Genomic DNA, 11,298 nt, shown 5'->3' on the forward strand with positions numbered 1-11,298 from the left:
GAACTACATATTTCAAATTTACAACTTCTACTGCTTTACAACCTTCTCATCGGCTTGTCCGTATCGCTACGTTCACGTCTCTGAGGCGCGCTATTCTACAATCTTAAAAACCCCTGTCAACCCTTTAAATTGCTTTTAAGACAATGATTTGCGCTTGTTTCTGATTTCTTCTTGGGGAGAAGAAACCCGTGGGCTGACGTTGCTGCGGGGCGCACTTTACAAGCCTTTGCCTTACAGTTCAACGCCCTATCGAAAAAAAAGGCCCCGCAATGCGGGGCCTCCTCTTATCGCCTTACAGTCTGGGCTTAGTGGAAGACGATTTCGTCGTTTTCCACCGTGGCCGCCACGCTGGTCCCCGGCATGAAGCTGCCCGACAGGATCAACTGCGCCAACGGGTTCTCGATCCAGCGCTGTATCGCACGTTTCAGAGGCCGTGCGCCGTACACGGGGTCGTAACCCACCGCGATCAGCTTGTCCAACGCCTCGCTGCTCAGCTCCAGGTCAAGCTCACGCTCGGCCAGGCGGCTACGCAGACGGCCCAACTGGATCTCGGTAATACCCGCGATCTGATCCCGCGCCAGAGGCTCGAAGATCACCACTTCATCGACCCGGTTGATAAATTCCGGGCGGAAGTGCGAGGTCAGCGCATCCATCACCGCAGCGCGCTGGGCCTCACGATCACCGACCAGCTCCTGGATCTGCGCCGAGCCCAGGTTAGAGGTCATCACGATCACCGTATTGCGAAAGTCCACAGTGCGCCCGTGGCTGTCCGTCAACCGGCCATCTTCCAGCACCTGCAGCAAGATGTTGAACACATCCGGGTGGGCCTTCTCGACCTCATCCAGCAGGATCACCGAGTAAGGCTTACGCCGCACGGCTTCGGTCAGGTAACCGCCTTCTTCATAGCCCACATAGCCTGGTGGAGCACCGATCAGGCGCGCCACCGAGTGTTTCTCCATGAATTCGGACATATCGATGCGCACCATGGCCTCTTCAGTATCAAAGAGGAACTCGGCCAATGCCTTGCACAGCTCGGTCTTACCCACGCCGGTTGGGCCGAGGAACATAAACGAGCCGCTCGGACGATTCGGGTCGGACAAACCGGCCCGCGAACGCCGTACCGCATTGGACACTGCCACCACGGCCTCTTCCTGGCCGATGACGCGCTGGTGCAGCAGGCTTTCCATTTTCAGCAGCTTGTCGCGCTCGCCTTCAAGCATTTTCGACACGGGAATGCCGGTCCACTTGGAGACCACTTCGGCAATTTCTTCCTCGGTCACCTTGCTGCGCAGCAGCTGATTCTCGGGCTTGCCGTGCTGGTCAACCATTTGCAGGCTGCGCTCCAGGTCCGGGATCACCCCGTACTGCAACTCGGCCATGCGGTTCAGGTCGCCTTTACGGCGCGCTGCTTCCAGCTCCTGACGGGACTGCTCGATCTTTTGCTGGATCTGCGCAGAACCCTGCACTTCGGCTTTTTCCGAGGTCCAGATTTCTTCGAGGTCCGAATACTCGCGTTCCAGACGCAGGATTTCTTCCTGAAGTTTTTCCAGGCGTTTCTTCGCTGCGTCGTCCTCTTCTTTCTTAAGTGCCTGGGATTCAACTTTCAGCTGAATCAGGCGCCGATCCAGGCGGTCGAGCACTTCCGGCTTGGAATCGATCTCCATGCGAATGCGGCTGGCCGCTTCGTCGATCAGGTCGATGGCCTTGTCCGGCAACTGACGGTCGGTGATATAGCGATGGCTCAGTTTGGCCGCCGCAATGATCGCGCCGTCAGTGATCGCCACCTTGTGGTGCACCTCATAACGCTCTTTGAGGCCACGCAGGATGGCGATGGTGTCTTCTTCGCTCGGTTCTTCCACCAATACTTTCTGGAAGCGGCGCTCAAGGGCCGCGTCCTTTTCAATGTACTGGCGGTATTCGTTGAGCGTGGTCGCGCCAACGCAATGCAACTCACCGCGCGCCAACGCCGGCTTGAGCATGTTGCCGGCGTCCATCGAACCTTCGCCCTTGCCGGCGCCGACCATGGTGTGCAGTTCATCGATAAACAGAATGATCTGCCCTTCCTGTTTCGACAGTTCATTAAGCAGGGACTTCAGGCGTTCTTCGAACTCGCCACGGAACTTGGCACCGGCGATCAGCGAACCCATGTCCAGCGACAACAAGCGCTTGCCTTTAAGGCCGTCCGGCACTTCACCATTGATGATGCGCTGGGCCAGGCCTTCGGCAATCGCGGTCTTACCCACGCCAGGCTCACCGATCAGCACAGGGTTGTTCTTGGTGCGGCGTTGCAACACCTGGATGGTGCGACGAATTTCGTCGTCACGGCCGATCACCGGGTCCAGCTTGCCTTCTTCGGCGCGCTTGGTCAGGTCGACGGTGTATTTGTCCAGGGCCTGGCGCGACTCCTCATGATTGGGGTCATTCACCGCCTCGCCGCCACGCAGGTTGTTGATGGCGTTTTCCAGGGCTTTTTTGCTCACGCCCTGGCCGAGCAACAATTTGCCAAGCTTGCTGTTGTCGTCCATCGCGGCGAGCAGCACCAGTTCGCTGGAGATGAACTGGTCACCTTTCTGCTGGGCCAGGCGATCAGCCTGGTTAAGCAGGCGCGCCAAGTCCTGCGACATGTTCACGTCGCCGGTAGGGTTTTGGATTTTCGGCAGTTGGTCGAGCTCTTTGCTCAACTCCTTGCGCAGGCTGTTGACGTCAAAGCCCACCTGCATCAGCAAGGGCTTGATAGAACCACCTTGCTGTTCCAGGAGCGCCTGCATCAAGTGCGCAGGCTCAATCGCCGGATGGTCGAGGCCGACCGCCAGGGATTGGGAATCCGAGAGTGCCAACTGCAATTTGCTGGTTAAACGATCAATACGCATTAGTCACCTTCCTTTTGAGCAGGCCGGAGCTAGAAATACACATCCTGAATGAAGAAACCTGCCAGATACCCTTATAGATGGGGTGGATTCTGGAAGATTCAAGCAACTGATCCTTGATGTGGATCAGCATTGACCCAAGTCAGGAGAGTCTAGCGCTCAAGCCAGATAAGGGAGGCGAACCGACCGGTGCGCGGGCTGCGACGATAGGAAAAGAAGCGTGGGTCGGTAACAGTGCATAAACCGCCACCATATACAGCGGTGACACCGCGCGCGGCCAGGCGCAGGCGCGCCAGCTGGTAAATATCGGCCATGTACTTGCCGGGGTTGCGGCTGGGTACAAAGGCCTCGGCCGTGGCTGGCAGTTGCTGCATGAAGGCTTCACGCACTTCGGGGCCGACCTCAAACGCTTGCGGGCCAATGGCCGGGCCTAGCCACACCAGTACTTCATCGGGCTCGGCATTCAAGCTTTCAAACGCAGCCTCCAATACACCAGCCGCCAGCCCGCGCCAACCGGCATGGGCAGCCGCCACACGTGTGCCGGCGCGGTTGCAGAACAACGCGGGCAGGCAATCGGCGGTCATTGAGGTGCAGGCAATGCCGGGTGTGCTGGTCCAACTGGCGTCGGCTTCAGCGATACGCGAAGGGTCAGCCTCCACCACGGTTATCCCGTGAACCTGGCGTAACCAGGCAGGCTGGATAGTAAAAGCGTCGGTAAGACGGCGACGATTTTCAAGGACGGCCTCAAGGCTGTCCTCGACATGATCGCCCAGATTAAGGCTGTCGAACGGCGCCAGACTGACGCCGCCCGCACGGGTGGTGACGCAGGCTTTGACTCCCGACGGCGCGGGCCAGTCAGGAATCAGCCAGTCACTCATCCTACAAACGCCTCGCGATCCTGCTTGAGCAGCGACAACAACCAGACCAGATCGTCCGGCAGAGGCGATTCCCAGCTCATCCGCTTACCGCTCGTCGGATGATCCAGCTCCAGGAAACGTGCATGCAGTGCCTGGCGCGGGAAGGTTTTCAGCGATTCAACCATGGTCTGGCTGGCCGCTGGCGGAATACGGAAGCGACCACCGTAGGCCGGATCTCCGACCAACGGGAAGTTGATGTGCGCCATATGCACGCGAATCTGGTGCGTGCGGCCGGTCTCCAGCTTCACCCGTACATGCGTGTGGGAGCGGAAACGCTCCAGCACACGGTAGTGGCTGACGGCCGGCTTGCCGCCTTCCATCACCGCCATACGCTGGCGCTGCTGGCCGTGGCGGCCGATCGGGGCGTTGATCTTGCCACCCGCCACCACCACGCCGATCACGATGCATTCGTAGATCCGGCTGACACTGCGGGCCTGCAATTGTGTGACCAACTGCGTCTGCGCCTGAATGGTCTTGGCCACCACCATCAAGCCGGTGGTGTCCTTGTCCAGGCGGTGCACGATGCCGCAGCGCGGCACGTTGACGATGTCCGGCACGTGGTGCAACAAGGCATTGAGCAAAGTGCCATCAGCGTGCCCGACCGCCGGGTGAACCACCAGGCCTGCAGGTTTGTTGATGACCAGGATGTCATCGTCTTCATAGACGATATCCAGCTCGATGTCTTGGGCGACCCATTCTCCCTGGGCTTCCTGCTCGGCAGTCAGCTCAAGAATCGCACCGCCATGGACTATGTCTCGCGGGCGGATAACCGCTCCATCCACAGTCAGGCGGCCGTCTTTGATCCAGGCGGAAAGGCGCGAGCGCGAGTGCTCAGCGAATAATTGTGCGGCGACTTGATCGAGGCGTTGGCCGCCCAATTCGGACGGCACCTCTGCGCGAAGTTCAATTTTATCGGACATGCTCAGACTAGGCGTGGCACAGCCTTTGGTTTCGGCTGCGCGCTTGTGGTTAAATACGGCGTCTTTTGCCCCGAGGCTTTCAACGGGGCGCTCATCATAACAGGACGGCCCCGCCCAAGACAGCGGCCGTCATAGGGACGCAAGCCGCCATGCAAGTGAAACACCTGCTGCTGATCGCCATCCTCGCCATGACTGCTGCTTGCTCGTCAACAAAGGAAGTCGTCGACGAAAACCTGAGCGAAGTCGAGCTGTATCAATTAGCTCAAAAAGACTTGGACAATAATAGCTACACCAGTGCCACAGCCAAGCTGAAGGCCCTGGAGTCGCGCTATCCGTTCGGGCGCTATGCCGACCAGGCACAGCTCGAGCTGATCTACGCCAACTACAAGAACGCGGAGCCTGAAGCTGCAAAATCCGCCGCCGAGCGTTTCATCCGCCTGCACCCGCAGCACCCGAACGTGGACTACGCCTACTACATGAAGGGCCTGACCTCGTTCGACCAGGACGTTGGCCTGCTGGCACGCTTCCTGCCGCTGGACATGACCAAGCGTGACCCTGGTGCTGCCCGCGACTCCTTCAACGAGTTCGCCCAGCTCACCAGCCGCTACCCCAACAGCCGCTACTCGCCGGACGCCAAGCAGCGCATGATCTACCTGCGCAACCTGCTGGCGTCCTACGAGATTCACGTGGCCGACTACTACCTGACCCGTCAGGCGTATGTAGCTGCCGCCAACCGTGGTCGTTATGTAGTTGAGAACTTCCAGGAGACCCCATCCGTGGGTGATGGCCTGGCGGTGATGACCCAGGCTTACCAGGCATTGCACCTGGATGCATTGGCAACCACCAGCCTGGAAACCCTGAAGCTCAACTACCCGGACTCCCCAAGTCTGAAAGACGGCCAGTTCGTGCCTCGGGTAGCTGAAGCAGACAACCGTTCCTGGTTGAGCAAATACACCCTGGGCCTGATCAGTTCCCGCCCACCGTTGCCGCCGGGCGAAACCCGCGCCAACCAGGACGTGATGAAGCAGTTCCAGGACGCCAAGGAAGCCATTCCTTCGGAGCTCAAGCCGCATGACGCCAATGGCGACGTGATCGAAGAAGAAGCACCGCAGGCCCTGGGCAACAATGAAGACCGTTCGTGGTTCAGCTACATGACCTTCGGCGTGTTTGACTGATTGCACACAGCGTCATCAAGAAGGAGCCTCTCGAGGCTCCTTTTTTGTGGGCGTCTTGTTATTGCGCTGTGCGCTTGCCACGCGCTTGGCTAAACTGGCGCATTCCCTGTCGAGAAACTGCCCATCATGCTTCGTCTACTGTTCTGGATTGCCGTCATTGCTGCCGCGGTATGGTTCTGGCGCAAATTCAAAAGCCCGGCGGCTAAACAGCAACGCTCCGCCGAGCCGGGCGCGGCCCTGATGGTGCGCTGCGCCCACTGCGGCGTGCACCTGCCGCAGGATCGCGCACTCAATTCACGCCAGGAGTGGTACTGCACCCAGGCGCACCTGGAACAAGGGCCGAAGTCTATTCAGCGTTGATCCGACCGGCGGGCGCATACGGCGCCGGGTCAATGATCGGGGGACGCCCCAACAGCAAGTCAGCGAACAGTTGACAGGATGCCGGCGCGAGCACCAGCCCATTGCGATAATGCCCGCAGTTGAGCCAAAGCCCTTTGAAACCGGGCACTTCACCGATGTAAGGGATACCTTCCGGTGAACCGGGGCGCAAACCGGCCCAGTGAGCTACGACCTGCGCGTCTGCCAGCGCGGGAATCAACTCCACCGCCGACGCCTTGAGACTTTCCAAGGCCGACTCGGTCGGGGTCTTGTCGAACCCTTCATGCTCCAGCGTGCTGCCGATCAGAATGTGCCCGTCACGCCGCGGGATCGCATAACGCCCTTTGGCCAGCACCATGCTCGACAAAAAATCCGACGCACATTTGTACAAAATCATTTGGCCTTTGACCGGCTCCACTGGCAGCGACAGGCCCAGCTTGCCGAGTATTTCGCCGCTCCAGGCGCCCGCAGCCAGCACCACCTGATCGCCCAGGATCGGCCCCGCAGCGGTATTTACACCCACGACGTTGCCATCTTCAATAACAAACCCCTCCACTTCGCACTGCTCATGAAGGGTCACGCCCGGCAACGCCAACAGCGCAGCCTTGAGGGATTTGACCAGACGCGGGTTGCGCACATTGGCCACGTTCGCCATGTAGATCGCCTGGGAATATCCACCGCCCAGCACCGGCACGGCATCATGGGCGGCCGACACATCTACCTTGCTCAACGGGCGACCTTCTCGGGCAGCCCAAGCCAACGCTTGGGCTTCATCTTCCAGGTCCAACCAGTACAGGCCTGTGGTGTGAACCTCTGGATCAACCCCGGTGGCCGCAAACAGCCGCTCTGCCAACTGCGGGTAAAAATCCTGCGACCAATGGGCCAGTGCGGTGACCGCCGGGCTGTAGCGCCATGGATACAGCGGCGAAACAATGCCGCCACCCGCCCAGGAAGACTCCTGCCCAAGCCCCGACCGCTCCAGCAGCACCACGGCCTGCCCCTCCGTGGCCAGGTTAAACGCGGTCAACAAGCCGATGACACCGCCACCGACAATCACCACTTGCTGTTGCTTAGCCATCATTTGATCCAGCCGATAAAAAGGGAAAAGCGCACCCGGCGCCCATTCATCCAGTACTCTCATCATTGCCCCCAACACGCCTGGCGCGACATTTCAGGTATCGCGCCCGGGTTGCTGCGAACGCCGGTGCTGGACAAGCTGAACTCACCGCATGGGTCATTTGCCATGATGGCGCCGACTGCAGGCGAGGCGACCAGTGTGAATGACTGGGGGCTCAATGCAGTGCTGATTCTATAGTGATCATTGCCGGCACTGGCGCCGCTTGCATCAATAAAAGTGCCGTGGCGCGTGTAAAAACGTTCGAGGTGCTGCGCCTGCTCAATCAACAGTGCAACGATCTGCGCGCGGTAGGCTTTTTTCACCTGCCCGGTATACGCGGGGTAAGCAATCCCGGCCAAAAACGCGATGATCGCGACCGCGCCCAGTAACTCGATCAGGGTAAAACCTTGGCAATCCTTGCCCATTGATACGCTCCTCACTAGTGAAGTTGTCGCCATAGCACCCGATGAACGCTCAGACCGCCCTCTGCCTGTGCATAGACCGCCTCCAGCACCGTGCGCACTTGGCCACTGCTCCCAACCGCCGTCACGCGGTACAACGCGGCCGGTGTTTCGGCAGGCAAACCCGCCATCCCCACGCCCACTCCCAGGGATTGCACGCCATACAGGCCGCCCTTCAGGGCAACCCAAGTGACTGCTGACACGGGGTTTGTGCCTGCCTCTATCACCTGCGACGACTCGACCGGCGGCGCACAGGAATTGATTGCCCGACACACCGGCAGTGTCGCGCCTGCCCGCCGGATCACCGACTCACCCAACCGCAGGCCACTTTCGGCGCTTTGAAATGACTGGTTTCGATGCCATACGCTGCCGGTAATCTTTTGTTGGGACACCGCCCCTTGCATCGATGCCAGGCCGATCAGTGACAGCACCAGCAGAAACACCAGGCTGATCAGTAAAACCATGCCGGCTTGCCCTGCATAAAAGCGTTGATGATTGAACATGCTGCCCTACCCCAACCGGTTTCGCAGGGCTGCGACGACGCTGTAGGCCTGATCTTTCACGCGCCCGGTCGGGTCTTGCAGCGTCATGCGCAGGCGTACGCTGCGGATCAGCGATTCATCCGCCGGGCTGGCGTCATAGCGCGCTACCTGCGGCGAACCTGGCTTGCCCGCCACGCCGAAACTGATGTCGAAGGCCTGCACGTTGTCCAACAGCACCGCCTTGGCCGGCGCCGCAGGCGTACTGACCTTCAATTGCCCAGTTTCATAGGTGTAGGTGAGTTGGCGCAGCGCAAAGCGGATCTGCCCTGGCATCGGTGGCGGTGAATTCCCCGCGTAGGCTTGGGCCGTGCCGAGGCAGTCAGAGAGCACCGTCCAGTCAGGCGTGCCGCCCTCACCTGCGACATCGGCGGTGACCAGCGTCAGCGACCAGGAACTGCCTGCAGAATGCCAACCCACAGGTTGATCAAAGGCTGACGGTGCGTTGTCGATAGAGGCTGTCGCCAGGCAGCCGAACATGCCCGCCTGGCGGATATCCCGGATCATCTTGCCCAGCACAAACCGCGCGTCATCCTGCAGCAGCATGGCGGCCTGTTGGCTGGCTTGAGTCGCGCGAGCGCTGATCGTCACCTGGCTGACACCCAGCACCAGCAGCAACCCGATAGCCAGCGCGAGCAACAACTCCACCAGGCTGAAGCCACGGACAAAGCTTCTCATTGAGGCGCCTGCGGGTCGCTGGTAATGCGGCTGGTGAGGATGAAGGTTTCCCGCGCCCCGGGCGTATTCGCCCCACGGGCATCATCCCAACTGATGCTCACGGTTACCTCGCCACTGCTGATCACCACCGAGCCTTTGGCGTCCTCGCCGGCGAAGCCGATGATATTGGCTTCGAAGTCATGCAGGTCCAGGTCCCGCACGCTGGCCGTCGCGCTAAGGACGGGGGCGGTTTGCGCGACCCCCCATGCATAGTCGGCGCCTGAGTTGGCGCGGATTCGGTCGAGCATATCGTAGGCAATGAAACTGGCCTGGCTGGTCATCCTTGAGCTGTCGGTGTACTTGAGTGCATTGAGCTGGGTCACTGCGGCGCCCAGCAACCCGACGGCGAGAATCAGCACCGCCACCAGCACTTCGATCAAGGTCATGCCGGTTTGCTGTCGAGGCAGCACGCAGGGAAAAAGTCTGTTCGGGCAGGCAAGCATTACCGTCGTCATCCGTGTCGAAGGCTGAAAAAAGCAGCGCAATGCTGCTGTGAGACCCAAGACTAGCGCCGGTTTTTGGCTCGCGCTGCTATCGGAACAAAGGGAAATACTTTGGACATAAAGGCCATCATTCAGCCCCGCCGCCGGGCGCTATACCTAGGTCTCCAAACCCATTTTTACCCTTGCCCATGGAGGGACAGACTATGCAACAACGCGGTTTCACCCTGATCGAACTTCTGTTCGGCCTGTTACTGGGCGGCATCCTGGTGACCGTGGCAGTGCCCGCCTTCAAGGGGTTGCTTGCGTCGCAGCAGCAACGCAGCGCGGCACACTCACTTGCCGAAGGCCTGCGGTTGGCGCGCACTGAGGCAATCACCCGCAATCGCGCAGTGATCATTCAGGCGCTGGAGAACGATTGGAGCCGAGGATGGCAAATCATCGTGGATACAAGCGGGCGCGGCGAGCCGGGTACCGACAACCCTATACTGCTGGAACGGCAGGGCAATGGGCGCGTGCTGATGGCGGGCAATGGGCCAGTCAAGAGCCAGGTACGCTTCAGCGGGCTGGGTGAGCCGGTGTTTGCGGGAGGTGGCTTCCGCGCCGGTACGGTGCACATCTGCGGCACCGACCCGGTACAGAGCCTCTATCAAGTGGTGCTGGCGCCCAGCGGGCGCATCAGCCTGCGCAGTGAGGCCACCGAGCAGGCGCTGTGCGGCTCCGGCACCGTGGCACTCAGAGCAGCGAACGAACCCGCAGCTCTTTGGGCATGGAGAACGTGATGTTCTCTTCGCGACCGGCCAATTCATCCGCGCCGGTGGCGCCCCAGGCCTGCAGTTGCTGGATCACACCGCGCACCAGCACTTCTGGAGCGGAAGCCCCTGCGGTGATGCCAATACGCTCAACGCCGTCGAACCAACTGCGCTGCATGTCTTCAGCGCCATCGATCAGGTAGGCCGGCGTGGCCATGCGTTCAGCCAGTTCGCGCAAGCGGTTGGAGTTGGAGCTGTTGGGGCTGCCGACCACCAGAACCACATCGCATTCGTCGGCCAGTTGCTTGACCGCGTCCTGGCGGTTTTGCGTGGCGTAGCAGATGTCATCCTTACGTGGGCCGCCAATTGCCGGGAAACGCGTGCGCAGGGCATCGATCACACGGCTGGTGTCGTCCATCGACAGGGTGGTTTGCGTCACGAAGGCCAGGCGATCAGGGTTTTGAACCTGCAACTCGGCCACGTCTTTTTCGTCTTCTACCAAGTAGATGGCGCCGCCATTACTGGCGTCGTACTGCCCCATGGTGCCTTCGACTTCCGGGTGACCGGCGTGGCCGATCAGGATGCATTCACGGCCGTCGCGGCTATAGCGCGCGACTTCGATATGCACCTTGGTCACCAGCGGGCAGGTGGCGTCAAACACCTTGAGGCCACGGCCCGCCGCTTCGGTACGTACTGCCTGGGACACGCCGTGGGCGCTGAAGATGACGATAACGTCGTCCGGCACCTGGTCGAGTTCTTCGACAAAGATAGCCCCGCGTGCGCGCAGGTCTTCAACCACGAATTTGTTGTGGACGACTTCATGGCGCACGTAAATCGGCGGCCCGAACACTTCCAGGGCGCGATTGACGATTTCGATCGCCCGGTCCACACCGGCGCAGAAGCCACGGGGGTTGGCGAGTTTGATTTGCATGCTGTGCCTCGTGTCTTGCAGGGCAAGAAATTGGATCAACTCAACTCTACAGGAGTAAGCCCCTGTGGGAACCGGGCTTTCCCG

12 protein-coding genes are annotated in these 11,298 nt (G+C 60.2%); 3 read left to right on the forward strand and 9 right to left on the reverse strand.

Annotated features, from left to right (window positions below; genetic code table 11):
• Positions 1–305: 305 nt before the first annotated feature.
• The 3 genes from clpB to rluD all read right to left on the reverse strand — a co-directional run bounded on the left by clpB (position 306) and on the right by rluD (position 4,704).
• Positions 306–2,870 (reverse strand): ATP-dependent chaperone ClpB, encoded by a 2,565-nt coding sequence (gene clpB / locus FEM54_RS13285; RefSeq protein ID WP_017137594.1) that lies wholly within the window; start codon positions 2,868–2,870, stop codon positions 306–308.
• 149 nt (positions 2,871–3,019) lie between these two features.
• On the reverse strand, positions 3,020–3,745 hold the full coding sequence (gene pgeF, locus FEM54_RS13290; protein ID WP_138451305.1) for a peptidoglycan editing factor PgeF: 726 nt from the start codon (positions 3,743–3,745) through the stop codon (positions 3,020–3,022).
• Positions 3,742–4,704 carry a 23S rRNA pseudouridine(1911/1915/1917) synthase RluD gene (gene rluD / locus FEM54_RS13295; RefSeq protein WP_017137596.1) on the reverse strand — a complete coding sequence of 321 codons (963 nt, stop codon included), beginning with the start codon at positions 4,702–4,704 and terminating at the stop codon, positions 3,742–3,744. The genes pgeF and rluD overlap by 4 nt, the downstream gene beginning before the upstream one ends.
• 149 nt (positions 4,705–4,853) lie before the next feature.
• On the opposite strand from rluD, the gene FEM54_RS13300 reads away from it, so the two are divergent.
• Complete coding sequence (locus FEM54_RS13300) at positions 4,854–5,879, forward strand: outer membrane protein assembly factor BamD (protein WP_017137597.1); 1,026 nt, start codon at positions 4,854–4,856, stop codon at positions 5,877–5,879.
• A 126-nt stretch (positions 5,880–6,005) separates the two neighbouring features.
• Positions 6,006–6,239, forward strand: a complete 234-nt coding sequence (locus tag FEM54_RS13305) for a PP0621 family protein (RefSeq protein ID WP_017137598.1) — start codon at positions 6,006–6,008, stop codon at positions 6,237–6,239.
• Here FEM54_RS13305 and thiO read toward each other — a convergent pair.
• The 5 genes from thiO to pilV all read right to left on the reverse strand — a co-directional run bounded on the left by thiO (position 6,226) and on the right by pilV (position 9,534).
• Complete coding sequence (gene thiO, locus FEM54_RS13310; protein ID WP_138451307.1) at positions 6,226–7,335, reverse strand: glycine oxidase ThiO; 1,110 nt, start codon at positions 7,333–7,335, stop codon at positions 6,226–6,228. The two genes, FEM54_RS13305 and thiO, sit on opposite strands and share 14 nt — an antisense overlap.
• A 62-nt stretch (positions 7,336–7,397) precedes the next feature.
• Positions 7,398–7,799, reverse strand: a complete 402-nt coding sequence (locus FEM54_RS13315; protein ID WP_017137600.1) for a type IV pilin protein — start codon at positions 7,797–7,799, stop codon at positions 7,398–7,400.
• A gap of 14 nt (positions 7,800–7,813) precedes the next feature.
• The gene (locus FEM54_RS13320; RefSeq protein ID WP_138451309.1) at positions 7,814–8,338 is read right to left on the reverse strand and encodes a pilus assembly PilX family protein; all 525 of its coding nucleotides are present in this window, start codon (positions 8,336–8,338) and stop codon (positions 7,814–7,816) included.
• 6 nt (positions 8,339–8,344) lie between these two features.
• Complete coding sequence (locus tag FEM54_RS13325; RefSeq protein WP_017137602.1) at positions 8,345–9,052, reverse strand: PilW family protein; 708 nt, start codon at positions 9,050–9,052, stop codon at positions 8,345–8,347.
• Complete coding sequence (gene pilV / locus FEM54_RS13330) at positions 9,049–9,534, reverse strand: type IV pilus modification protein PilV (protein ID WP_138451311.1); 486 nt, start codon at positions 9,532–9,534, stop codon at positions 9,049–9,051. The genes FEM54_RS13325 and pilV overlap by 4 nt, the downstream gene beginning before the upstream one ends.
• Before the next feature lie 203 nt (positions 9,535–9,737).
• Between pilV and FEM54_RS13335 the strand changes: the two genes are divergently transcribed.
• The gene (locus tag FEM54_RS13335) at positions 9,738–10,313 is read left to right on the forward strand and encodes a GspH/FimT family pseudopilin (protein ID WP_138451313.1); all 576 of its coding nucleotides are present in this window, start codon (positions 9,738–9,740) and stop codon (positions 10,311–10,313) included.
• Here FEM54_RS13335 and ispH read toward each other — a convergent pair.
• Positions 10,267–11,214 carry a 4-hydroxy-3-methylbut-2-enyl diphosphate reductase gene (gene ispH, locus FEM54_RS13340; protein ID WP_017137605.1) on the reverse strand — a complete coding sequence of 316 codons (948 nt, stop codon included), beginning with the start codon at positions 11,212–11,214 and terminating at the stop codon, positions 10,267–10,269. The two genes, FEM54_RS13335 and ispH, sit on opposite strands and share 47 nt — an antisense overlap.
• Between the last annotated feature and the right edge of the window lie 84 nt (positions 11,215–11,298).

Source organism: Pseudomonas edaphica (assembly GCF_005863185.1).
GTDB classification, from domain to species: Bacteria; Pseudomonadota; Gammaproteobacteria; order Pseudomonadales; family Pseudomonadaceae; genus Aquipseudomonas; species Aquipseudomonas edaphica.

What these genes read in the sequence shown, in the direction of transcription:
- thiO (WP_138451307.1), bottom strand. Translation starts at nt 7,335, where the DNA reads ATGGCTAAGCAACAGCAAGTGGTGATTGTCGGTGGCGGTGTCATCGGC.
- FEM54_RS13335 (WP_138451313.1), top strand. Translation starts at nt 9,738, where the DNA reads ATGCAACAACGCGGTTTCACCCTGATCGAACTTCTGTTCGGCCTGTTA.
- FEM54_RS13320 (WP_138451309.1), bottom strand. Translation starts at nt 8,338, where the DNA reads ATGTTCAATCATCAACGCTTTTATGCAGGGCAAGCCGGCATGGTTTTA.
- pilV (WP_138451311.1), bottom strand. Translation starts at nt 9,534, where the DNA reads ATGCTTGCCTGCCCGAACAGACTTTTTCCCTGCGTGCTGCCTCGACAG.
- FEM54_RS13325 (WP_017137602.1), bottom strand. Translation starts at nt 9,052, where the DNA reads ATGAGAAGCTTTGTCCGTGGCTTCAGCCTGGTGGAGTTGTTGCTCGCG.
- ispH (WP_017137605.1), bottom strand. Translation starts at nt 11,214, where the DNA reads ATGCAAATCAAACTCGCCAACCCCCGTGGCTTCTGCGCCGGTGTGGAC.
- FEM54_RS13315 (WP_017137600.1), bottom strand. Translation starts at nt 7,799, where the DNA reads ATGGGCAAGGATTGCCAAGGTTTTACCCTGATCGAGTTACTGGGCGCG.
- pgeF (WP_138451305.1), bottom strand. Translation starts at nt 3,745, where the DNA reads ATGAGTGACTGGCTGATTCCTGACTGGCCCGCGCCGTCGGGAGTCAAA.
- clpB (WP_017137594.1), bottom strand. Translation starts at nt 2,870, where the DNA reads ATGCGTATTGATCGTTTAACCAGCAAATTGCAGTTGGCACTCTCGGAT.
- rluD (WP_017137596.1), bottom strand. Translation starts at nt 4,704, where the DNA reads ATGTCCGATAAAATTGAACTTCGCGCAGAGGTGCCGTCCGAATTGGGC.
- FEM54_RS13300 (WP_017137597.1), top strand. Translation starts at nt 4,854, where the DNA reads ATGCAAGTGAAACACCTGCTGCTGATCGCCATCCTCGCCATGACTGCT.
- FEM54_RS13305 (WP_017137598.1), top strand. Translation starts at nt 6,006, where the DNA reads ATGCTTCGTCTACTGTTCTGGATTGCCGTCATTGCTGCCGCGGTATGG.